This window comes from Microbacterium sp. Clip185 (genome assembly GCF_028743715.1).
Classification (GTDB): domain Bacteria; phylum Actinomycetota; class Actinomycetes; order Actinomycetales; family Microbacteriaceae; genus Microbacterium.
In genome coordinates this window covers 1096703-1118386 of the sequence record NZ_CP117996.1, presented here as the reverse complement: position 1 = coordinate 1118386, position 21684 = coordinate 1096703, and the positions used below count along the sequence as shown (strand labels likewise).

The following is a 21684-nucleotide window of genomic DNA, read 5'->3' as shown; positions in this document are numbered from 1 at the left end:
TGTGACGCAATAGCGTGTTCGCATGACCGTCGAGCTCGCGCCACGCCCTCGGGCACTGCGCCCGTCTGTGCTCGCGGTCGCCGTCACCATCGTCGCCCTGCTCGCAAGCTCGACCGCCCCTGCTCGCGCCGCTGACACCCCCTCCTGGGACGACGTGCAGAACGCCCGCAACAACCAAGCGGCCGCGGCAGAGCTCGTCGCCCGCATCGACGCCGAACTCGACGCCGCCCAGCAGCGCAGCGCCGCCTCCGCCACGGCGGCACTGGACGCCGCGCGCATCGCCGAGGACGCCCGGAGACGGGCGGACGACGCGGCACAGCGTTCCGCAGCCCTCGATGCGCAGGTGACCGCCGCTCAGGCGGAGGCTGAAGCGCAGCGCGCTCGCACCGGCGCTCTTGCATCCTCCATGTACCGTCTGCAGTCCGACGGGCCGCTCGCCGCTCGGCTGCTCACCGCGGCGGATCCCGACGACCTGCTCGACCGCCTCGGTCTGCTCGAGACGATGGGAACGGCGTGGGCCGGCCGCGCAGCGCAAGTGCAGGGCGCGGCGCAGGTGGTGGCGGCGCTCAACGATCAGGCAACGCTCGCACGCACCGCGCGCGAGGACGCCGCCGCGCAGGCCGAGAGCGCCGCCGCCGCGGCGCAGTCGGCCGCGGATGCGGAATCCGCCGCCGTCGCCGAGCTCACCACGCAGGCGAACACCCTCTATGCGCAGTTGGCGACCCTCAAGGGCACGACGGCCGACGTGGAGCGCCGGTACCGGTTGGCGAGCCAGGTCGCTGCGCAACCGGCGAATCCCGCACCCAGCTCCCCGCCCTCCGGGTCACCCGCTCCCCCTGCTCCCCCGGTCCCGTCCCCTCCGTCCGGAGGCGTCGTCGTCGACCCGGCCGGAGCACGGGAGTACGCGCGCGGTGCGATCGGCGCCTACGGCTGGGGGCAGGATCAGTTCGCGTGTCTCGTGTCGCTGTGGAACCGGGAGTCCGGCTGGCGTGCCGACGCGCTCAATCCCTCCAGCGGCGCCTACGGGATCCCGCAGTCGCTACCGGGCGACAAGATGGCCAGCGCGGGCGCGGACTGGCGCACCAACGCGGCGACCCAGATCAACTGGGGCCTGTCGTACATCGCTGGCCGTTACGGCTCGCCCTGCGGTGCGTGGGACCACTCGCAGGCCACCGGCTGGTACTGACTCGCGTTTCGGCTCACTCCGCTCGCTCAATGACCGGGGGCGAGCGGTCGTTGAGCGAGCCGCAGGCGAGACGAAACGCGTCAGGCTGATGAGGAGGCACGGCGAGAGCGCCCCGCGCCGGGCATCTCGACATAGTCGGCGTGTTTCGCATCCAGGCCATCGCCCGCGGTGCGCCCCCGCATCCGACGCCACAGCCAGGGCAGCGCGTCACGGCGCAGCCAGCCACCCGCCGAGGGCTCGTCGTCGTGGAGGGCCGCATCCAGATCACCCAGAGCCTCGGCATCCGGGATCCCCAGCACCTCGGCGGCGCGATAGGCCAGGAAACGATGACCCCGCGACCGCAGGTGCACCTTGTCGTCGGCCCACATCTCCAGCGAGCCGATCGCCGGCAGGGCTTCCAGGTCCAGGAGCATGCAACCGTGCACACGGGCGATACGACGCAGCTCGGAGGCGTACTGGGCGAATCGGCGGGCGAAGAGTCCCGCGGCTCGACGATGCGGCAGGAACGGCGTCACCAGGAGCACGTCGCAGCCCGCCGCCCGGAGTGCGGCGACGCCCTCCTCCAGCTCGGCGGCGAGCGCCCGCGGGGCCGCGCCGTGGCCGACGAGGTCGTTCGCGCCCATGAGGATCGACACGAGGTCGGGGCGCAGTTCGAGCGCCCGCGGGATCTGCGTCGTCGTGAGATCGCGCACCCGACGCGAGCGGACCGCAAGGTTCGCGTAGCGGAAGGGTTCGCGGCCTCGGTGCTGCTGCGCCAGCAGCGGGGCGAGCCGGTCGGCCCAGCCGCGATACTGCCCGTGCGGTGTACGTGAGGTGTCGCACAATCCCTCGGTGAGCGAGTCGCCGAGGGCGACGAAGCGCCCCCACCGGCGCGGTGCGGGAAGCAGCGCCGGCATGGCAGGACGTGTGTCGCCGCGAGCCAGGAGACGGTCGTCGATTCGGCGCAGCTCCCGCGCTTCGTCGTAGTGGCCGAGCAGCTGGCCGTACAGCGACGCCCAGGTGCGCTCGGCGACGGCGTCGCGCGCGGCGAGCGAGAAGGCCTGTCGCTTCGCGTCATCGCCCAGGAGGTCGCCCACGCGGGCCCGCAGATCAGCCAGATCTCCGGGGCGATAGAGCCATCCGTCGATGCTCGAGCGCACGAGGTCGACGGGGCCGCCCGTGCCCGTGGCGACCACCGGGACGCCGCTCGCGTGCGCCTCCTGGATCGTCTGGCCGAAGGTCTCGCTCTCGCCGGGGTGCACGAAGACGTCGAACGATGCCATCGCTTCGGCGAGCTCGTCGCCCGCGAGATGCCCGAGGAAGACTGCACCGGGGAGCTGGCGTTCGAGTTGGCTCCGCGACGGACCGTCGCCGACGATGACGAGCCGCGCGCCCTCGACGCCCGCGAGCGCGGCGAGGTCCTCCACCTGCTTCTCCGGAGCGAGGCGCCCGACGTAGCCGATGATGCGCTCGCCCGGTGCCACGCTCCGACGGAACTGCTCGCTGCGCCGTTCCGGGCGGAACCGCTCGCCGTCCACGCCGCGCGCCCACATCCGCAGCCGGTCCACGCCCATCCGCTCCAGCTGAGCCACCGACGAGCTGGAGGGTGCGAGGGTGAGAGTCGCCCGACGGTGGAGACGCGCGACGTGTCCGGCGGCGAGCGCTGCGGCCTGCGGCATCCGGTAGCGCTCCGTGTACGCGACGACGTCGGTCTGGTACACGGCGACGGATGCGGTGCGCAACCCCTCGGCGGCATTCACCGCCTGCCAGCCCAGCACGAAGGGCGAAGCCAAGTGGACCACGTCGGGGCGAAACTCGCGCAGGATCGCCGCGATGCGCGCGACGCGCGCGAAGACGACCCGCACCTGCGGATAAGAGGGCAGAGGGAGCGACGCGAGCAGCTCAGTGCGCGAGGCTGCGACCGCGTCGACGGACTCGCTCGAGCGCGGCGCGATCACGAGCGTCTCGTGGCCGTCGGCGGCGAGGTGCCGGAGCACCTGCAGGACGGAGCCGGTCACCCCGTTCATGTGCGGAAGGTAGGACTCGGCGATCAGCGCGACTCTCACGAGACCAGGGTGCTCCCGGCGCCGCGCCCGCATGGCGCGAACCGGGGCGGATCGTCGAGAGTTCACCCGATGCACCGCGGCTCGTCACCGGACGTGCCCCGTTGGGTCGCCGTTCACCCGCCGCTGCGATGCTTCACGGGTGGCGGAGCCTTTCCTGACCGATCTCGCATCGAGTCCGTGGGCGCTGCCGCTCATGGCCCTGCTCGTGTTCGCCGACGCCCTTCTGGTAGTGATCCCGGGCGAGGTCGCGGTGACCGCCATGGGTGCTCTGGCGGTGTCGACCGGGCAGCCCCCGATCGTCGCGGTCGTGGTCGTCGCCGCTGCCGCCGCCTTCGCGGGCGACGCCGCGGGATACCTCGTGGGGCGAACGGTCGGGATCGAGCGCTGGCGATGGATGCGGCATCCGCGCGTCGCGGCGGCGTTCTCCTGGGCGCGGGGGCGCCTGCACCGCAGCGCCGCGACGGTCGTGTTCACCGCCCGCTTCATCCCCTTCGCGCGGGTCGCCGTGACCCTGACGGCGGGAGCCACACGTGTCCGGCCGGCGCGGTTCCTCGGGGCGTGTGCGCTCGCGGCGCTCGGCTGGGCGCTCTACCAGAGCCTCATCGGGGCGGCGGTCGGCGCCATCGTGCCCGGCGGCCCCGTCGTCGCGGTCATCGTGTCCGTCGTGCTCGCGCTGGGTCTGGGCTTCGCCCTGGATGCGGTGGCCGCACGACGAGTGAGGGCGCCGCGATGACGCGGCGCCCTCACTCGTCACACGGACGTCACTCCCCCGCGAGACCGCCCAGCAGGTGGCCGAACGAACGGCCCTCCCCGAGGTAGTTCGCCGGGTCGAACGGGTCGGCGTCGACGACGGGGCTGCGTCGGGCAATGGCCTCGGCCAGCTCACGCGCACCCTTGTCCACACGGCTCGACAGCGTCGCGACCTGGTCTCCGCTCCCGCCCCAATCGGCGGATGCGGCGAAGACACCGGTGGAGACGGCATCCGCGTGCAGGTAGGCGAACAGCGGGCGGATCGCGTAGTCGATCGCCAGCGAGTGACGGGCGGTTCCCGCATTGGCGCCGATCAGCACCGGCTTGCCACGCAGCGCGTCGGGATCGAGCACGTCGATGAACGACTTGAAGAGTCCCGAATAGCTGGTGGAGAAGATCGGCGTGACGACGATGAGCGCATCCGCCGACACCACGGTGTTGATCATGGTCTCCAGGGCGGAGGGCGCGAATCCGGTCAGCAGATTGTTCGTGATGTCGTGCGCGTAGTCACGCAGCTCGAACACGTCCGCGGTGATCTCGATGTCGCGCTCCGCCAGCTCTCGCGCCGTGGCGGCGAGCAGGCGGTCGGCCAGCATCCGGGTCGACGACGGGTTCGACAGGCCCGCCGAGATGACGGCGATACGACGGGTGCTCATCAGGCGCTCCGGGTGGCAGCGGCGCCGAAGGCGGAACCGACCGGCTGCGGGGTGTCCTGGTAGGGCGAACCCGAGGTCAGGTTGTCACCGCGGTTGGCGCGCGGCGTGGCCTGACGGGGCTCCGCGTCGCCGTACGTCTTGCTCACGAGGTTCTCGTGGGTGGGTGCGTCCGGCACGTCCGCGGGACGGTTCTTCGCGAGTTCCTTGCGGAGCACCGGGACGACCTCGCCACCCAGGATGTCGAGCTGCTCGAGCACGATCTTCAGCGGCAGACCCGCGTGGTCCATGAGGAACAGCTGGCGCTGGTAGTCGCCGAACAGATCGCGCATGCCGGCGTAGCGGTCGATGACCTGCTGGGGCGAGCCGACGGTGAGGGGCGTCATCTGCGTGAAGTCCTCCATCGACGGGCCGTGTCCGTAGACGGGGGCGTTGTCGAAGTAGGGGCGGAACTCGTTGACGGCGTCCTGCGAGTTGGCACGCATGAACACCTGTCCGCCCAGGCCCACGATCGCCTGCTCGGGCGTGCCGTGTCCGTAGTGCGCGTAGCGCTGGCGGTACAGCGCGATCAGGCGCTGGTAGTGCTCTGCCGGCCAGAAGATGTTGTTCGCGAAGAAGCCGTCACCGTAGTAAGCGGCCTGCTCTGCGACCTCGGGCGTGCGGATCGAGCCGTGCCACACGAAGGGGGGCACGCCGTCGAGGGGACGCGGTGTGGCGGTGAAGCCCTGCAGCGGGGTGCGGAACTTCCCCTCCCAGTCCACGACGTCCTCACGCCACAGCTTGTGCAGCAGCGCGTAGTTCTCCAGTGCGATCGGCAGGCCCTGGCGGATGTCCTTGCCGAACCAGGGGTACACGGGGCCGGTGTTCCCACGGCCGAGCATGATGTCGGTGCGGCCGTTCGAGACGTGCTGCAGCATCGCGAAGTCCTCGGCGATCTTCACCGGGTCGTTCGTGGTGATGAGCGTCGTCGCGGTCGACACGAGCAGCCGCTCGGTCTGCGCGGCGATCGCGGCGAGCGTCGTGGTGGGCGACGACGACCAGAAGGGCGGGTTGTGGTGCTCGCCGAGGGCGAAGACGTCCAGCCCCACCTCCTCGGCGTGCTTGGCGATCGTGATGGTGTTGCGGATGCGCTCCGCTTCGCTCGGGGTATGACCCGACACCGGGTCCTGGGTGATGTCCGAGACCGTGAAGATGCCGAACTGCATTCCCGGCCAGGTGGTGTTCTCGCTCACGATTCCTCTTCCGCTTCCCGGGTGCGTGCCCGCATCCGTTTCTATGCGATTGAATATATCCCCTGTAACGCGTCGGGGTCGAGGTTATTCCCGGCGATCGGACGCCGATTCGTACAGATGACGCAGATCCCTGCTCAGTTGGTGGGGCACCGTCTCGCTGGGCGAATGGCCGGTGTCGTAGACGACGGCGCGTGCCCCGATCCGCGCCGCATATGCGCGGTACTCGGATTCGGGCCAGAGATCGTGCGTGCCGGTGGCGACGAGCTTGGGCAGATCGACTCCCGCGACGGCGGCCGTCACATCCGGCATCGTCATCATGAGGCCCACGATGTCGGTGACGCTCTCGCGGCGGGTCAGCGTGAATCGCTCGCGCACGAAACGCAGCCGCCCCGGCGGCACGCGATTGAGGTTGTTGCGGATACCCCAGAGCATCAGCCCGGCGCCCGCGCGCGGCCCCGCCGCATCCGAGAGACGTCCGATGCGCTTGACGGAGCGGAAGACCTGTCCCGTCGCCGGCGGGCAGGTCACGAGCGCGAGGCTGGCGAAGAGGTCGGGCCGCGCCACGAGCGCCAACTGGGCGACGAGACCGGCGAAGCTGTAGCCGAGCACGTGCACCGGGGCGGACCCGGTCTCGAGCACCGCGATCATGTCGTCCACGAACAGCGGGTAGTCGTAGTGCCGGCGAGGCGGCTCGAGGTTCTCAGGGCCCGCGGCCGCCGACTCGTACTGACCCGCGAGGTCGTAGGACTCGACGCGGTAGCCGGCGGCCGCGAGCAGCGGCATGACCAGCACGAAGTCCTCTTTCGAGCCGGTGACGCCCGGAACGAGCACAGCCCTGGGGCCGTCCGCGGGGCCGAGCGAGACACGGGCCAACGCCCCCGACGGCGCTGCGACCGCATCGTGCACGGCATCGGGCGGGAACAGATGCCAGTCCACGTCGCCGATGGCTCGGTCCTGCCAGGCAGCATCCTCGCGCACCGCCATCGACACCCCCTCACCGGTGGCCACACCTTACTGCCTCCGGCGCTCCGCGACATGCGGGGCACGCGCACCGGTAGGGTCGCACGCGATGAGCCTTCCGCCGACCTCCGCGCCCGCGCGCCCGAAGCGTCGGGTGCCGTTCTGGGACAACGCGCGCTTCGCCTCGATCGTCCTGGTCGTGCTCGGACACGCCACGCAACGCCTCATCTACGACTCGGATGCGGCCCTCGCGCTCTATCTCGTGGTCTATGCCTTCCACATGCCCGCCTTCGCGGTCATCTCCGGCTACTTCTCGAAGGCGGGTGTTCCGGGAAAGCGTCAGATGGCCCGCGTCGTCACCGACATCCTGCTGCCGTACCTCATCTTCGAGACGCTCTGGACGATCACCAAGTTCCTCGTCGAGGGCACGGCCAACCCCAACCCCACGCAGCCCTCCTGGACGCTGTGGTTCCTGCTCGCGCTCGGCATCTTCCGGGTCGTGTTGCCCTACCTCGCGCTCTTGCGCTGGCCGCTGCTGTGGGCGCTCGTGATCTCGATCGGTGTCGGCTACCTGCCGAACATCGATTCCACGCTGTCGCTGTCGCGCACGATGGGGCTCCTGTTCTTCTTCACCCTCGGCTGGTGGCTGCGCGAGCACGACATCGTCGAGCGCTTCTCGCTGCTGGCCCGGCCGTGGTGGAGCCGCGTCGCCGCTGCGGCGGTGCTGGTGATGGCCGGAGCGGTCGCGTGGATCTTCATCGACCTCTGGCGGGCGATCGACCTGCGCACCTGGCTCTTCTACGAGGACGCCTACTCGGACCTCGGCGGCGAACAGTGGTGGGCCGGCGGCATCCGACTCGCCCTCATGGCGATCGCTCTGCTCCTGACCGCCGCCTTCCTCGCACTCGTGCCCCGGCGGGCCGCCTGGTGGACGTCGTTCGGGCAGTACACGATGTACGTCTACCTGCTGCACTCCTTCGTGCTCTATCCGTTCCGGGAGTCGGGCATCCTGCGCGGGCTCGACCCGACCTGGTTCTGGCTGCCGGTCGTCTGCGCCGCATCCGTGCTCATCGCGCTGGGACTCGCGACCGCGCCCGTACGCCGCGTGTTCCGCCCTCTCGTGGAGCCGCGCTGGTCGTGGCTGTTCGCCGACCGCACGCTCGCTGGCCGCGAGGGGCACCGCAGCGACCCGACCGGTTCGCGCCGCGCTCCCGAGCGGCGCTGACACCGCTCAGGCGAAGAGGTCTGCACCCACGAACGAGCCCTCTCGGACGCCGCCCGGCACGGCCCAGATACCCGAGCCGACGTGGCGCAGGTACTCCGTGAGCAGGTCGCGCGCGAGCGCCTTCTGCAGCGTGATGAACTGCTCGGGCGAACGTTGGTAGGAAAGGAAGAACAGCCCCGCTTCCAGCGCGCCCCGCCCGTCATTGCCGTCGACGAAGTTGTAGCCGCGACGGAGGATCCGGATCCCGCCGTTGTTGTCGGGGTGGGCGAGGCTGACATGGGAGGCGCGGTCGATGCGGGGCGCGCCCGACGCATCCTTCGCAGAGAAGTCGGGCTCGGTGAACTCCTGCCCGCCCGACAGCGGGGCGCCCTCGCGTTTGTCGCGTCCGATCGTGCGCTCCTGCTCCATGAGCCGCAAGCGGTCCCAGGTTTCGATCGTCTGGCGGATGCGGCGGGCGACGAGATAGCTGCCACCGGCGAGCCAGGCGGGGCCTTCGTCACCGACCCACACGTGCTCGGCGAGCGCGGCGGTATCGGTGGCCAGGATGTTGGCCGTGCCGTCCTTGAAGCCGAAGAGGTTCCGAGGCGTCGTCTGCGCGGCACTGGTCTTGGACGTACGACCGAAGCCGAGCTGCGCCCAGCGGATGCGGGCGCGTCCGAACGCGATGCGGCTGAGGTTGCGGATGGCGTGGACGGCGACCTGCGGGTCGTCGGCGCAGGCCTGGATGCAGAGGTCGCCGTCGGAGTTCAGCGGGTCCAGATCGTCGCCGACGAAGCGAGGCAGCGGCGTCAGCAGGTCGGGCCGACGATCGGCGATGCCGAAGCGGTCGACGCCGTCCCGCTCGAAGAGCCCGGGCCCGAATCCGAACGTGATCGTCAGCGAGCTCGCGGGCAGCCCCAGCGCCTCGCCGGTGTCGTCCGGCGGCGCCTGGGGCGAGCCGCCGACCGCGCCCGACGCGCTGACGTCGAGCCCCTGCGTCATGCGCGACGCAGCATACGACCAGTCCTGCAGGAGCGAGACGAGGTCATCGCGCGTCAGATCGTCGTCGAGGTCGAAGGCGGCGAAGTGCAGGTGGTCCTGCACTTCGGTGGTGATCCCCGCCTGGTGCTCGCCGAAGAACGCGTGGACGCCGTCGGCATCGGCGTCGGATGCGGCGCCCTCGACCGCCGTGGCGACCGCGGCACCGCCGGCCCCGCCGATGGCGAGGCCGGCGGCACCAGCGCCGAGCAGGCCGAGCAGACCCCGCCGGCTGAGCCCTGCGGGCGCCTCGGCGGGCTCCTGGGGAACCGCGGCGGGCTGCTGCTCGTTCACGAGAGGACGGTCACCGTCAGACGGGACAGCGGCTCGGCGAGCGCGTTGATCAGATCCGTCAGGGTGCGCTTGTCGGCCTCGGTGAGCGTCGAGTACGCGACGAACGACGTGTCCGCGCTGCCGTACGTCGCCAGCTGCGCCTCGAGATCGGCGTACCCCTTGTCGATGGCGCTCACGAGCTTCTGACCGTCCTCGCCCTTGCTCTCAGCGAAGTCGCGGACGAGCGAGTAGGCCATCTTGGAGCCTTCGACGTTGGCGGCGAAGTCGTAGAGGTCGGTGCCGCTCCACCAGTCCTCCTCGCCGGAGATCTTGCCGTTCGCGACTTCGTCGAGCAGCGCGATGGCGCCGTTCGAGATGCCCGCGATGCCCTGCGCGTCGAGCGCACTGACGAACTCGTCGGAGTGGACGTAGTCGTTGAGCTGCGCCACATCCGCGACGAGCTGGTCGGCGTGCTCCGCGCGCTGTTCGGGAGTGGAGGGCGTCCAGTCCTGCCAGGCGGGCGTGGCGCCGTCGGCGTTGAGCGCGCCCTGCGCGGGGACCCAGAGGTCCTTCTCGATGCGGTGGAACCCGGTCCAGTCCAGGCCTTCCGCGACCGCGTCCACCTCGCGGTAGTCGATCTTGGGGTCGAGATCGCCCAGCGACTCGGCGACCGGCTCGATCCGCTCGTAGAAGGAGCGCACCTTCGGGAAGGACGTCCGGGCGGTCTCATCGTCACCGGCGGTGTAGGCGGCGGTGAAGGCGTCGACGGCAGGGACGAGCTGCTCGACCTGGTCCTTCACGAACGCGGCGTACAGCGAGACCGCCTGCTGCTTCTGCTCGGCGTCGTCACCGGACGCGGCGATCGTGTCGCCGGTGACCGTGAAGCCGGCTCGCCCGACCCCGTCGCCGACCATACCGGGCTTGCACAGCGTGAAGTACTTGCCGGGCTGCGCCACGACCGTGAGCGTCCGCGAGGCGCCCGGAGCGATGTTCTCGACCTCGCCGACGATGCGCAGGCCGTCCTCGGCGAGCAGGTAGAACTCGCTGACCTCGGAGCCCGTGTTGGTGACGTCGAAGGCCAGCGTTCCGCTTGTGGCGGTCGCGGTGGGCAGATCGCACGCGGAGTCGCTCGCCGTGACGGCGAGGGCGTCGGATGCGGCCACGTCGGCCTTGGCGACGCATCCGGCCAGCGCGAGCGAGGTGAGGACGAGCGCTGCGGCGCCGCCGATCAGACGAGGAGCTGTCATGGGGTTCCTTGATGTGCGGGAGCGACGGCTTCTTGCGCTCGGTGGGACCGCGGGTGCGAGCGCGCACCGCGGAAGAAGAGGATGCCGACGACGGCGATGTAGACGACCCAGGCGATGACCTGCAGCCAGGTCATCTGCGGCATGAAACCGACGGTGGCCTGCAGCAGCACAGCGATGGGACCGCCGGGAGCGATGATCGTCGACACGTCGAAGGCCCAGCCGAACGGGAAGCCTGCCAGGCCCACGCCCACGACTCCGGTCGCCGCGTCGATCGTGGCGGCGTCGGAGAACGGCCCAGGCAGCACTGCCGCCTCCTGCAGGTCGTGCACGCCGTAGGCGAGGACGCCTGCGGCGACGATGATGAGCAGGGCGCCGGTCCAGGTGAAGAACACCCGGAGGTCGAGGCGGATCATGCCGCGCGAGATGAGCGCGCCGAGCACGACCGCCAGCGCGAGGCCCAGGACGGCGCCGCCGAGTGCGGCGGGCGCATTGCCGAAGGACTGCACCATCGACCACAGCAGCAGGGTCGTTTCCAGTCCCTCACGGGCGACGGAGATGAAGCCGATGACGACGATCCCCCACAGCGCCCCGGTCGCGAGGGCACGGTCGATGTCACCCTCGAGCGCTCGTTTGAGCCCGCGGCCGGCCCGCTGCATCCAGAAGATCATCCACGTGACCAGCGCGACGGCGACGAGCGAGAGGCCGCCGCCGAGGATCTCCTGGGCCTGGAAGGTGAGCTCGTAGGCGCCGAACGTGAGGACCGCGCCGACCACGAGCGAGAGGAGAACGGCCAGCCCGACGCCGATCCACAACCGCGGCAGCACGTCGCGCCGTCCGAGCCGGGAGAGGTAGGCGGCGAGGATGCCGACGACGATGGCGGCCTCGAGGCCTTCGCGCAGACCGATCAGCAGACTCGACAGCACCGGGGGATCCTTCTTTCTGGTAAGGCTTACCTAAGCCCGGAGCGAGATTACTCCTGTTACGGACCGGAGGCAAATTCCACGCCGTGCGGTAACGCTCAGCAACATTTCTCCGCCCGGCGACGCCGGGACGTACCTTCGGTGCATGAGCACGCCATCCCTTCCCGTCCTGGACTTCTCCCGCCTTTCCGACGGTCCGGATGCGGTCGCCGCGTTCCGCGACGACCTGCGCCGGGCGACGCACGAGGTGGGCTTCTTCTACCTCACCGGGACCGGCGTCGACGAGCTCGCGCTGCGCCTCGAACGCGTCGCGCGCGCCTTCTTCGCCCTGCCGGAAGCCGACAAGCTCGCGATCGAGAACATCAACAGCCCGCACTTCCGCGGGTACACCCGCATCGGCGGCGAGCGCACGCAGGGGCAGGTCGACTGGCGCGAGCAGATCGACATCGGACCCGAGCGCGAGGCCGTGACCGACCCCGCCGCTCCCGACTTCGAACGCCTCACCGGCCCCAATCTCTGGCCCGAGGCGCTTCCCGAGCTGCGTGAGGTCGTGCAGGAGTGGCACGACCGGCTGAGCGAGGTCGCGATCACCCTGCTGCGCCAGTGGGCGCTGGCGCTGGGAGCCGCGGAGGACTTCTTCGACCCCTACTTCGCAGACCCGGGCACGCTCATCAAGATCGTGCGCTACCCCGGTAGCCGCGAACCCGAGCCGCAGCAGGGTGTCGGCGCGCACAAGGACTCCGGCGTGCTCACCCTCCTGTGGGTCGAGCCGGGCAAGGGCGGGCTCCAGGTCGAGCGCGACGGTGGCTGGGTCGACGCTCCCCCGGTCGACGGCGCGTTCGTCGTCAACATCGGTGAGCTCCTCGAGTACGCGACGCAGGGGTACCTGATCGCCACGAACCACCGCGTCGTCTCGCCGCGCTACCCCGAAGACCGCATCTCGGTGCCGTTCTTCTTCAACCCGGCACTCGATGCGCAGCTGCCCCTCATCCAGCTTCCGCCGGAGCTCGCGGCACGGACGCGCGGTGTCACCGAGGACCCCACCAATCCGATCTACGCCCGCTACGGCGAGAACGCGCTGAAGTCGCGCCTGCGTGCGCACCCGGATGTGGCGGCGATCCACCACCCGGACCTCCTGGCCGCCCGCGCCTGACCCTCCCCTCCCTACCGCGAGACTGCATCTTTCGCACGAGATCACTGTGTTTACCCGTGATCTCGTGAGGGAAGTGCAGTCTCGCGGTCTTTGAGCGGAGAGGTGGGTTCAGGATGCGGGCGGGCGCGCACAAAAAGCGAAGGCCGCCCCACACCGTGGGGCGGCCTTCGAAGAAAGCGATATACGCGATCGCGCTGCGATCAGCGGCGCAGACCGAGACGCTCGATGAGCGAGCGGTAGCGGTTGATGTCGATGTCCTGCAGGTAACCCAGCAGGCGACGGCGCTGACCGACCATGAGGAACAGACCACGACGCGAGTGGTGGTCGTGCTTGTGCTCCTTGAGGTGCTCGGTGAGGTCCTTGATGCGCTGCGTCAGCATCGCGACCTGCACCTCGGGGGATCCGGTGTCACCGGGGTGCGTCGCGTACTCTTCGATGATCGCCTTCTTGACGTCGTTCTCGAGTGCCATAGATGGGATCCCCTCTCTCCTCGTTGCGCGGCGCCCTCCGGCTGATCCGGGGGCTCTCTTTATCCGCGGCCGATCGAACGGCAACCTCGAAAGTCTACCAGCGTTCGGCGCCGACCCCAACCGCTCCCGCCGGCGGTACGCTCGCACCCGTGCAGTTCACCGTCCGCGTCAAGCCCGGCAGCCGCCGCGGACCCCTCGTCGAGACGGATGCGGACGGCGCGCTGACCGTGCACGTGCGCGAGCGCGCGGCCGACGGCGCAGCCAACGCGGGGGTCATCACGGCCCTCGCGGCGCACTTCGGCGTCCGCCGCCAGGACGTCACGATCCGCACGGGCCACGCCGCTCGCATCAAGCGCATCGAGGTCGCGGAGTGAGCCGGATGCGGCTCGCGCGCCACCTGATCGACGTGCGCCCTCTCACCACCAGCGCACCGTACGCGCGGATGTGGATCGGCTCCACGCTCGCGGGGCTCGGCGGGCAGCTGACGATCGTCGCCGTCATGCTGCACGTCTACGCCCTCACCGGCTCCGACTTCGCCGTGGCGATGGTCGCGGTGGCGGGCCTGATTCCGATGGTGCTCGCGGGACTCTACGGAGGGATGCTCGCCGACGCGTTCGATCGGCGCATGGTCGCACTGATCGCCGCCTGCATCACGTTCGCCTCCACCGCCCTGCTGGCGGCCCTCGCGTGGTCCGGCGACGAGACCGTCTGGTGGCTGTATGCGCTGAGCATCGTCAACTCCGCCGCGAACTCCGTCGTGATGGCCACCAAGTCGGCGATCACGCCGCGACTGCTGCCGCGCGAGCTGCTGCCGGCGGCGGCCGCCCTCAACGGCGTCACCGTCGGGATCATGGTGATGGCGGGCCCCGCGCTCGCGGGCGTCCTCGTTGCGACGGCAGGCTACGCCTGGACCTACTCGATCGACGTCGTGCTCATGACCTCGCTGTTCCTGGGCCTGTGGACCCTGCCGAAGCTCCGCCCGGAGGGGGCGATCGTCAGGCCCGGCCTCGACTCCCTCCGGGACGGCTGGGCATTCCTGCGCCGCGCGCGCAACATCCGGATGCAGTACCTGCTGGACATCATCGCGATGACGTTCGGGCAGCCCCTCGCGCTGTTCCCCGGCATCGGTGCCGTGCTTCTCGGCGGCGGGCCGGTGACGACCGGCATCCTCACCGCGGCCGTCGCGGCGGGCGCATTCCTGTCGAGCCTGTTCTCGGGCCCGATCGGCAGGGTGCGACGCCATGGACTCGGCATCGAACGCGCGATCCAGGTCTACGGCGCCGCGATCGCCGTGTTCGGACTCGTGCTGGTCGCTGCGGCCCTCGGCTGGTTCGTGCGTGGTGACGTCAATGTCGTCCTGATCGCCGCCGCCTGCGTGGTGCTCGCCGTCTCGGGCGCCGCCGACAACGTCAGCGCGATCTTCCGCTCGACCATGATGCAGTCCGCCGTGCCCGACGCGATGCGCGGGCGTCTGCAGGGCATCTTCATCGTGGTCGTCGCGGGAGGTCCCCGCATCGGCGCACTCTACGCCGGGAGCCTCGCAACCCTAACGGCACTGTGGTTCCCCCCGCTGCTGGGCGGGATCGTCATCATCGCGCTCGTCGGAGTACTGGTGCGCCTGAGCCCCGGCTTCCGCGCGTACGACGCGCTCCATCCGGTGCCCTGAGCGGCGGCGCGCTGCCGTCCTGCGGCGGCTTTCGGACATCGCATCCGCGACAAGGCCGGAGCGTCTGCGGCCGTCACTAGAGTCGGTGCGTGCTTCCCGTCGCGCGCCCCTCCGCTCCGCCCCGCCAGGCGGTCATCGCCGTGCAGTTCGTGCTGACCGGCGTCATCTGGGGCTCGAGCTTCCTGTTCATGAAGGTCGCGCTCGGCGGGCTCTCTCCCGCCCAGGTCGCATGGTCGCGGCTCGTGCTCGGGGCGGTGACGCTCGGGATCTTCGTGGCCATCCGTCGGGAGACCCTGCCCCGGCGACTCGTGGTGTGGATGCACATGTGCGTGCTCGCACTCTCGTTCTGCGTCGTGCCGTTCCTGCTGTTCTCGTGGGCCCAGCAGCACGTCAGCTCGGGCCTTGCGAGCATCTACAACGCGACGACCCCGATCATGACGGCCGTGATGGCCTGGGCCGTGTTCCGCGTCGAGAAGCTGCGCATCATCCAGATCGCGGGAATCCTCATCGGCATCCTCGGGGTGATGGTCATCATCGCGCCCTGGCAGGGCCTCGCCCCCGATCAGAGCCTCATCGCCCAGTTCGCCATCCTCGGCGCCACCGCCTGCTACGGCTTCAGCCTCGCCTACATGCGCCGCTTCACCTCCGACAGCGGCATGAGCCCCCTGGTGTTCTCGTTCCTGAACATCGGGATCGCGGCCGTGATCATGCTCGCTTTGACGCCGCTGATCGCTCTCACGCCCGTGAGGCTGGATGCGGCGATCATCATCTGCCTCGTGCTCCTCGGCTGCCTCGGGACAGGCGTCGCCTACATCTGGAACCAGAATGTGCTCCGCGCCTGGGGTCCCACGCGCGCCTCCACCGTCACGTACATCACGCCCGTCGTGGGCGTCGTCCTCGGCGCCATCGTGCTCCGCGAGACGGTGTCGTGGAACGAGCCCGCGGGCGCCCTCGTCGTCTTCCTGGGCATCCTCCTCGCGCAGGACCGCCTGCGGCGCCGAGCCCGGACATGACGAAGGGGACGGATGCGGCCGCATCCGTCCCCTTCGTGCGCGATCAGGCCGCGACCGTGCCCTGCAGGTCGAGCTCGATCGTGACGTCCTTGCCGACGAGCACGCCGCCGGTCTCGAGCGCGGCGTTCCAGGTGAGGCCGAACTCCTCACGGTTGATGACCGTCTTGGCCGTGGCGCCGGCCTTGTAGTTGCCCCACGGGTCGGTGCCGAAGCCGCCGAACTCGAGCTCGAACGTGACGGGCTTGGTGACGTCCTTGATGGTCAGGTCGCCGTCCACGAGGAAGTCGCCCTTCTCATAGCGGACACCCGTCGAGACGAAGCTCATCGTGGGGTAGTTCTCGACGTCGAAGAAGTCGGCCGAACGCAGGTGGCCGTCGCGGCCCTCATCCTTGGTGTCGATCGAGGCGACATCCACCGTGGCCTCGACCTTGGCCTCGAGCGGGTTCTCCGGGGCGATGATCGTGGCGCTCTTCACACCGAAGGTGCCGCGCACCTTCGAGATCATCATGTGGCGCACCGCGAAGGTGACCTCGCTGTGCGAGGCGTCCAGCGTCCAGGTGCCGGCCTTGTATCCGGGGATCTCGATTGCGTTCGTGTCGGTCATGTTCGCTCCAAAACCAGGGCCGCGCGTTTCGCGGCGTCGAGTCCAGTCAACCGCATCCCACGGGAACGTATTCCCCTGAATGCAAAATTCTGACGAGAGTCTTAAGAATTTCCGGTGGAACAACGACGAAGGGCCCCGGATGCCCGGGGCCCTTCGAGAGATCGTGTCAGCCGACCTTCAGCAGGTCGATGATGAAGATGAGCGTCTTGCCCCCGAGGAAGTGGCCGCCGGCGGGGCCGTACGCGAGGTGCGGCGGGATCACGAGCTCGCGTCGACCGCCGACCTTCATGCCCGGGATGCCGTCCTGCCAGCCCTGGATGAGACCGCGCAGCGGGAACTGGATGCTCTCACCACGGCCCCAGGAGGAGTCGAACTCTTCGCCGGACTCGTACTCGACGCCGGCGTAGTGCACCGTGACGTTGTCGCCCGGCTTCGCCTCTTCTCCGTCTCCGACGATGATGTCGCGGATGACGAGCTCGGTGGGAGCGGGCCCTGCGGGAGCGTCGAACTCGGGCTTCGTGCGGTTGTCAGTCATGTCTCCATCCAAGCACGTCGGCGCGGCCCGCGAGCCGCGGCGGATCCTCTTGACAGCATCCGGCGACGGGTGGATCCTGGCATCAGAACAACTCAGCGCTCGGGAGTCACGCAGGCATCGCCGCGGCACCGGGCGCTGAGTCTTTTCCCGCCCGCTCCAGACGGGCGCCGGGGCGCTCCCGCATCCGCTCGCGCAGCGTCGGACCGGCGGGCTCGGGCAGAAGGCCGCGGTCCCGAAGGCGCGGGAGCACCAGCTCCCCGAACGCTTCGACATCGCGCGTTCCGAACACCGGCTCGAAGAGGAATCCGTCGAGGCCCGTCTTCTCGGCCAGCTCCTCCACGCGGTCTGCGACGTGCTCCGCATCCCCCACGATCCGGAATCCGCGCGTGCCCTTGCCGCGCAGGTCATCCAGGATCTGTCGCACGGTCGGCGCCGGGGCACCGTCGCGACCGAGGAAGCGCTCGATGTTGCTCGTGCCCATCTGACCGACGATCCCACCGGCCGCCACGACCTCGGCGAGGGTCTTGTCCGGATCGAGCGTCAGCAGATCGATGCCGGTGTTCCCGGCGTAGAGCGCCGCCACGACCTCGTCCGACTGCATGCCGTGGAACTCGCGCCAGAGCTGCTCGGCACCGGCCTGCGTCTCGTCGACGATCGCCGTGAGCCCGGCCATGATGCGGATGTCGCCGGGATCACGCCCCGCTTCGGCGGCACGGCGACGGATGTCGGCGACGGCCGCCGCCGTGTGCTCGGGCGTCGTGGCCTGAACGAACACCCCCTCGGCATGCGAGGCCGCGAGCGCGCGCCCCTTCGGAGATGTACCGGCCTGGAAGATCACCGGCGTGCGCTGCGGCGACGGAGGGGCGCCGAAGTACCCGCGCGAGCGGTAGTGGGCTCCCTCGAACTGGGTGCGATGGATGCGGGACGGGTCGATGTAGACGCCGGAGGCCGCGTCCGCGACGAGCGCATCGTCGTCCCACGAGTGCTCCCAGTAGCTGCGCGCGAGCGACACGTACTCCTCGGCCATCTCGTATCGCGTATCGTGCGCCACCATCTCCGGGTGCCCGAATAGCTCCGCGACGGCGTTCTGCGAGGCACCCGTCACGACGTTCCACCCGATGCGACCGCGGGTGAGATGGTCGAGGGTGCTGAAGCGCCGCGACAGCGGCAGGGGGTGGTCCATGCCCGTCGTCGCCGTCACGACGAAGCCCAGATTCTCGGTCTCGCGGGCGAGGATCGGGATGATCGTCGACGGGTCGAGGCCGGAGAAGTTGATGGCCGCCGACAGACACGCGGCACTGATGTCACCGTTCTGCATCGGATAGCCGAAGCCGTCGGCGAAGAAGAGGAAGTCGTAGCCGGTGCGGTCCATGATCTTCGCCATGCGCACCCAGCGCTCCGGGTCGAGGTAGTCCGCAGCGTCGCAGAGCGGGTGAGCCCAGCTGTAGGTGCCGCCGACCTGCGGCGCGTAGACCTCGAAGACGCCGAAGTGGAGATTCGTCACAGCGCTTCCCCCAGCCACGCCTCGATGTCGGCCTTCGCACGCGCCTTGAGCGCGTCGCCGGCGAGCGTCGTCTCGATGGAGCTCCACGCGCACGCGGCGAGCTGGCGGTCCGTCAGGCCGATCTGCTCGCGCGCGACGACGTACTCGTCGAGGATGCCGGGGCCGAACAGGATCGGGTCGTCCGCGTTGATGGAGCACCGCACTCCCGCATCCAGCAACTGCGGAAGCGGATGACGGGCGAGGTCGTCGACGACGTCCAGCAGCAGGTTGGAGGTGGGGCAGGTGTCGAGGCAGATCCCGCGCCGTGCCAGCTCGGCCACGAGCGCGGGATCCTCGATCGCCCGCACTCCGTGCAGCACCCGCGCGGCGCCCAGGTCGTCGATGGCCTGCCAGACCGATTCAGGACCCACCAGCTCGCCCGCGTGCGGGGCGGACTGCAGGCCCGCGGCGCGGGCGATGTCGAATGCGGGGGCGAAGTCGGCGGCGGGATAGCCTCGCTCCTCGTTCGCGAGCCCGAGGGACACGACACCAAGACCGGCGCGTGCCGCCGCCGCCTTCGCGAGCGCGATCGCCTCGTCGAGGGACTCGGTGCGATCGACCGTGACCATGAGCCCCACCTCGACGCCGTGACGCTCGCCCGCGATGCGAACGGCGTCGAGATGCGCGTCCAGCGCCGCTTCGATGGTCCCGAAGGCCTCGAGATAGAACTGGGGGCTCACGCCGAACTCGACGTAGACCGCGCCGTCGGATGCCGCATCCGCCACCGCCTCATCGATCAACCGTACGAGGTTCTCCGGACGCGCCAGGACGGCGAGCAGCCCCTGGTACATGTCGGCGAACGCCGTGAAGCCGGAGAATCCGGATACCGGCGGGATCTCGACCGACATCTCCTCGGCCAGCTCGGCGAGCGTCGCGGGCCTCATGGCCGCCTCGAGATGGACGTGGAGATGCCCCTTGGGAAGGGCGGCGAGATCGCGGAGGGCCGAGTCGGCCATGGACGCTCCTGACGTCGAGTGAACTGGTCGGTTCACGATAGCGACGCGGTGTTTCGCTCAGATGACGTCCGGCCTCAGAGCGCGAACAGGGCTGCGCGAGCGGCAACCGTGCGCTGGAGCAACGCGGCCTCTTCCGCGCTCGCTCGCGGGTCTCTTCCGCTGATCGCGCGCTGCCTCGCCGCCGCGAGCGCGGTCGCGTCGGCGATGAAGGTCCGCATGATCGGTACCCGGTCGCCGGTGAGCGTACGCGCCCAGGCGAGAGCGGTGCGGCGCCCTGCGGCGGTCGCGAGCATGTCGACCTCTTGAGGGGTGAACCAGCCGACAGCCGCGTACTCACCCAGCCGCGCCCGCGTCAGGCGAGCCTCCTCACGCCGCAGCAGCACGATCGCGACCACGAAGATCACGAAGAGAGGAACCTGCAGCACGGCGTACAGTGCGAAGAAGTCGCCGAGGAGCGCGGAGCCGTTCCACAGCGCGTGCAGCGCGATGGCCCCGACGAGCCCCAGGAGCCACGGTCCGAGCGCGCCGCCGAGACGGACGCCGCGCCGCGCTGCGAGGCCGAGTGCGAAGCCGGTGACCGCGGTGAACATGACGTGAGCGAACGGCGAGAGGATGCCGCGCACGAAGAACGTCGCGGAGGCTTGGGTGAAGCCGCCTTCGATGAAGGCGCTCGCGAAGTACTGGATGTTCTCCGTGAAGGCGAATCCCGCACCGATCAGCCCGCCGTACACGATGCCGTCCACGGGCCCGTCGAAGAAGCGTCGAGCGGCCGCGAAGATGAGAAGCACCCCGAGACCCTTGCCGATCTCCTCGACGACCGGCGCCTGCACGACCGACTGCAGCAGGAGCGCGAACGGCGAGTCGTCGCGACCGAAGGCGAGCAGCAGCACGAGATCGACACCGAGAGCCAGCGCCACGGCAGCGATGGCTCCCCAACCGAGCGCGAGGATCACCAGACCTCTGGGCTCCGGCTCCCAGCGGTCGACGATGCGCAGGACCCACAGCACGCCCGCCAGCGGGAGAAGCGCGAGGATCGCCCCCAGGAGCGAGGCGACCGGGCCGATCGCCTCCAGGAAGTAGCCGACGAGCACCACCAGCAGAACCACGAGCAGCGCGCCGACCCAGATGTAGAGGCCCCACGCCCGCCGAACCGGCGCACCGACCGGCGGCTGCGACGTGGCGGGCGCCGCAATCGGCGCGGGGACGGCATGAACCGGCTGCGCAAGAGCGGAATCGAAGGCCGGCGGGGTGAGAGTCGGGCGGCCGTCGGGGGTCGTCATTCCCTCAGCCTACGGTCGCCGCCGGTAGCGTGGAGGTCATGCGCTTCGCCCACCTCCGCACCGCTGCGAATCCGGAGCCGAGACTCGTCGTCGTCGACGAGGACTCGGCCGCCTTCGTCGACGACCTCTTCCCCGACGCCCCGAGAACGCTCGAGCAGCTCATCCTGGGCGGGGACGAGTTGCTCGATCGCGTGCGGGACGCCGCGGCATCGCCCGAACTGGAGCGCTTCGGGTTTGCGGGAACGCAGTTCGCCTCGGCGGTTCTCGCGCCACCCGTGATCCTCGCGGTCGGACTCAACTACGCCGCCCACTCGGGTGAGCTGGGCCTCAAGACCGACCAGACCCCGACGGTCTTCGTGCTGTGGCCGAACTCCCTCACCGGGCACGAGCAGACCACGAGCTGGCCGCGCAGCCTCAGCGAGTCCGTCGACTACGAGGCGGAGCTCGGTGTCATCATCGGCCGCCCCGCGAAGAACGTCCCGGCAGAGAAGGCCCTCGAGCACGTGTGGGGCTACACCGTCGTCAACGACGTCACGGCGCGCGACATCCAGTTCTCCGAGGCGCAGTGGTCGCGCTGCAAGTCGTTCGACGGTTTCACCCCCACCGGCCCCTTCGTCGTGACCGCCGATGAAGTGCCCGACCCGCAGGACCTTCACATCTGGACGGTCGTGGACGGCCACACCGTGCAGGATGCGTCGACGGGGCAGATGATCCGGCCCGTATCCACCCTGGTGTCCCACCTCTCCCAGTCGGTCACGCTGCTGCCGGGGACGCTGATCTCCACCGGCAGCCCGGGCGGCGCCGGCTACTCCCGCGACCCGCAGATCTTCCTGCGCGACCGCTCGACGGTCACCGTCGGCATCGACGGCATCGGCGCGCTGACCACGCACTGCCGCATCCTGGACTGAACGACGATGGCCCCCAGAGCAACTGGGGGCCATCGTCGTCGTTTCAGA

General features: G+C 69.9%; 21 protein-coding genes. 8 read left to right on the top strand and 13 right to left on the bottom strand.

The window, feature by feature from the left end:
* The first annotated feature begins 22 nt into the window (after window positions 1-22).
* Window positions 23-1186 (top strand): hypothetical protein, encoded by a 1164-nt coding sequence (locus tag PQV94_RS05255; RefSeq protein WP_274287735.1) that lies wholly within the window; start codon window positions 23-25, stop codon window positions 1184-1186.
* An 80-nt stretch (window positions 1187-1266) separates the two neighbouring features.
* On the opposite strand, the gene PQV94_RS05250 is transcribed toward PQV94_RS05255, so the two are convergent.
* A complete protein-coding gene (locus PQV94_RS05250; protein WP_274287734.1) occupies window positions 1267-3231 on the bottom strand; it encodes a GDSL-type esterase/lipase family protein in 1965 nt (654 codons plus the stop codon).
* Window positions 3232-3370: 139 nt separating this feature from the next.
* On the opposite strand from PQV94_RS05250, the gene PQV94_RS05245 reads away from it, so the two are divergent.
* The gene (locus PQV94_RS05245; protein ID WP_274287733.1) at window positions 3371-3964 is read left to right on the top strand and encodes a DedA family protein; all 594 of its coding nucleotides are present in this window, start codon (window positions 3371-3373) and stop codon (window positions 3962-3964) included.
* Between the two features lie 28 nt (window positions 3965-3992).
* Here the strand turns inward: PQV94_RS05245 and PQV94_RS05240 are convergent, their stop codons facing one another.
* The 3 genes from PQV94_RS05240 to PQV94_RS05230 all read right to left on the bottom strand — a co-directional run bounded on the left by PQV94_RS05240 (window position 3993) and on the right by PQV94_RS05230 (window position 6850).
* Window positions 3993-4637: an FMN reductase gene (locus PQV94_RS05240; protein WP_274287732.1), complete on the bottom strand. Its 645-nt coding sequence runs from the start codon at window positions 4635-4637 to the stop codon at window positions 3993-3995.
* On the bottom strand, window positions 4637-5839 hold the full coding sequence (locus tag PQV94_RS05235; protein ID WP_274288227.1) for an LLM class flavin-dependent oxidoreductase: 1203 nt from the start codon (window positions 5837-5839) through the stop codon (window positions 4637-4639). The genes PQV94_RS05240 and PQV94_RS05235 overlap by 1 nt, the downstream gene beginning before the upstream one ends.
* Before the next feature lie 111 nt (window positions 5840-5950).
* Window positions 5951-6850, bottom strand: a complete 900-nt coding sequence (locus tag PQV94_RS05230) for an alpha/beta fold hydrolase (protein ID WP_274288226.1) — start codon at window positions 6848-6850, stop codon at window positions 5951-5953.
* An 85-nt stretch (window positions 6851-6935) separates the two neighbouring features.
* Between PQV94_RS05230 and PQV94_RS05225 the strand changes: the two genes are divergently transcribed.
* A complete protein-coding gene (locus PQV94_RS05225) occupies window positions 6936-8051 on the top strand; it encodes an acyltransferase family protein (protein ID WP_274287731.1) in 1116 nt (371 codons plus the stop codon).
* A 6-nt stretch (window positions 8052-8057) separates the two neighbouring features.
* On the opposite strand, the gene efeB is transcribed toward PQV94_RS05225, so the two are convergent.
* From efeB to efeU, 3 genes are read right to left on the bottom strand one after another with little or no spacing between them, the layout of a single operon-like run.
* A complete protein-coding gene (gene efeB / locus PQV94_RS05220) occupies window positions 8058-9362 on the bottom strand; it encodes an iron uptake transporter deferrochelatase/peroxidase subunit (protein WP_274287730.1) in 1305 nt (434 codons plus the stop codon).
* Window positions 9359-10588: an iron uptake system protein EfeO gene (efeO, locus tag PQV94_RS05215; RefSeq protein ID WP_274287729.1), complete on the bottom strand. Its 1230-nt coding sequence runs from the start codon at window positions 10586-10588 to the stop codon at window positions 9359-9361. Before efeO ends, efeB begins: the two co-directional genes overlap by 4 nt.
* Complete coding sequence (gene efeU, locus PQV94_RS05210) at window positions 10585-11511, bottom strand: iron uptake transporter permease EfeU (RefSeq protein ID WP_274287728.1); 927 nt, start codon at window positions 11509-11511, stop codon at window positions 10585-10587. Before efeU ends, efeO begins: the two co-directional genes overlap by 4 nt.
* Before the next feature lie 142 nt (window positions 11512-11653).
* Here efeU and PQV94_RS05205 point away from each other — a divergent pair, with 142 nt between their 5' ends.
* On the top strand, window positions 11654-12661 hold the full coding sequence (locus tag PQV94_RS05205) for an isopenicillin N synthase family dioxygenase (protein ID WP_274287727.1): 1008 nt from the start codon (window positions 11654-11656) through the stop codon (window positions 12659-12661).
* A gap of 200 nt (window positions 12662-12861) precedes the next feature.
* On the opposite strand, the gene rpsO is transcribed toward PQV94_RS05205, so the two are convergent.
* Entirely contained in the window at window positions 12862-13131 is a 270-nt protein-coding gene (gene rpsO / locus PQV94_RS05200) for a 30S ribosomal protein S15 (protein ID WP_137416542.1), read from the bottom strand.
* 149 nt (window positions 13132-13280) lie between these two features.
* Between rpsO and PQV94_RS05195 the strand changes: the two genes are divergently transcribed.
* The 3 genes from PQV94_RS05195 (at window position 13281) to PQV94_RS05185 (ending at window position 15810) form a co-directional block, all read left to right on the top strand.
* The gene (locus tag PQV94_RS05195; protein WP_274287726.1) at window positions 13281-13505 is read left to right on the top strand and encodes a DUF167 domain-containing protein; all 225 of its coding nucleotides are present in this window, start codon (window positions 13281-13283) and stop codon (window positions 13503-13505) included.
* A 5-nt stretch (window positions 13506-13510) separates the two neighbouring features.
* A complete protein-coding gene (locus tag PQV94_RS05190; protein WP_274287725.1) occupies window positions 13511-14797 on the top strand; it encodes an MFS transporter in 1287 nt (428 codons plus the stop codon).
* Between the two features lie 89 nt (window positions 14798-14886).
* Window positions 14887-15810, top strand: coding sequence for a DMT family transporter (locus tag PQV94_RS05185; protein WP_274287724.1), 924 nt, complete (start codon window positions 14887-14889; stop codon window positions 15808-15810).
* 43 nt (window positions 15811-15853) lie between these two features.
* Here PQV94_RS05185 and PQV94_RS05180 read toward each other — a convergent pair whose 3' ends face one another.
* From PQV94_RS05180 to PQV94_RS05160, 5 genes are all read right to left on the bottom strand, one after another.
* On the bottom strand, window positions 15854-16414 hold the full coding sequence (locus PQV94_RS05180; protein ID WP_274287723.1) for a YceI family protein: 561 nt from the start codon (window positions 16412-16414) through the stop codon (window positions 15854-15856).
* 166 nt (window positions 16415-16580) lie between these two features.
* Window positions 16581-16949 (bottom strand): FKBP-type peptidyl-prolyl cis-trans isomerase, encoded by a 369-nt coding sequence (locus PQV94_RS05175; RefSeq protein ID WP_137416538.1) that lies wholly within the window; start codon window positions 16947-16949, stop codon window positions 16581-16583.
* 106 nt (window positions 16950-17055) lie between these two features.
* The gene (locus tag PQV94_RS05170) at window positions 17056-18453 is read right to left on the bottom strand and encodes an NtaA/DmoA family FMN-dependent monooxygenase (protein WP_274287722.1); all 1398 of its coding nucleotides are present in this window, start codon (window positions 18451-18453) and stop codon (window positions 17056-17058) included.
* Window positions 18450-19448, bottom strand: a complete 999-nt coding sequence (gene add, locus PQV94_RS05165; RefSeq protein ID WP_274287721.1) for an adenosine deaminase — start codon at window positions 19446-19448, stop codon at window positions 18450-18452. The genes PQV94_RS05170 and add overlap by 4 nt, the downstream gene beginning before the upstream one ends.
* Before the next feature lie 74 nt (window positions 19449-19522).
* Window positions 19523-20728, bottom strand: a complete 1206-nt coding sequence (locus PQV94_RS05160) for a PrsW family intramembrane metalloprotease (RefSeq protein WP_274287720.1) — start codon at window positions 20726-20728, stop codon at window positions 19523-19525.
* A 38-nt stretch (window positions 20729-20766) separates the two neighbouring features.
* On the opposite strand from PQV94_RS05160, the gene PQV94_RS05155 reads away from it, so the two are divergent.
* Entirely contained in the window at window positions 20767-21636 is an 870-nt protein-coding gene (locus PQV94_RS05155; protein WP_274287719.1) for a fumarylacetoacetate hydrolase family protein, read from the top strand.
* Window positions 21637-21684 lie beyond the last annotated feature (48 nt).

Coding starts and splice junctions, on each gene's coding strand:
- add (WP_274287721.1), bottom strand. CDS start 19,448: ATGGCCGACTCGGCCCTCCGCGATCTCGCCGCCCTTCCCAAGGGGCAT.
- efeO (WP_274287729.1), bottom strand. CDS start 10,588: ATGACAGCTCCTCGTCTGATCGGCGGCGCCGCAGCGCTCGTCCTCACC.
- PQV94_RS05225 (WP_274287731.1), top strand. CDS start 6,936: ATGAGCCTTCCGCCGACCTCCGCGCCCGCGCGCCCGAAGCGTCGGGTG.
- rpsO (WP_137416542.1), bottom strand. CDS start 13,131: ATGGCACTCGAGAACGACGTCAAGAAGGCGATCATCGAAGAGTACGCG.
- PQV94_RS05190 (WP_274287725.1), top strand. CDS start 13,511: ATGCGGCTCGCGCGCCACCTGATCGACGTGCGCCCTCTCACCACCAGC.
- PQV94_RS05180 (WP_274287723.1), bottom strand. CDS start 16,414: ATGACCGACACGAACGCAATCGAGATCCCCGGATACAAGGCCGGCACC.
- PQV94_RS05235 (WP_274288227.1), bottom strand. CDS start 5,839: ATGCAGTTCGGCATCTTCACGGTCTCGGACATCACCCAGGACCCGGTG.
- PQV94_RS05255 (WP_274287735.1), top strand. CDS start 23: ATGACCGTCGAGCTCGCGCCACGCCCTCGGGCACTGCGCCCGTCTGTG.
- PQV94_RS05155 (WP_274287719.1), top strand. CDS start 20,767: ATGCGCTTCGCCCACCTCCGCACCGCTGCGAATCCGGAGCCGAGACTC.
- PQV94_RS05160 (WP_274287720.1), bottom strand. CDS start 20,728: ATGACGACCCCCGACGGCCGCCCGACTCTCACCCCGCCGGCCTTCGAT.
- PQV94_RS05240 (WP_274287732.1), bottom strand. CDS start 4,637: ATGAGCACCCGTCGTATCGCCGTCATCTCGGCGGGCCTGTCGAACCCG.
- PQV94_RS05205 (WP_274287727.1), top strand. CDS start 11,654: ATGAGCACGCCATCCCTTCCCGTCCTGGACTTCTCCCGCCTTTCCGAC.
- PQV94_RS05175 (WP_137416538.1), bottom strand. CDS start 16,949: ATGACTGACAACCGCACGAAGCCCGAGTTCGACGCTCCCGCAGGGCCC.
- PQV94_RS05230 (WP_274288226.1), bottom strand. CDS start 6,850: ATGGCGGTGCGCGAGGATGCTGCCTGGCAGGACCGAGCCATCGGCGAC.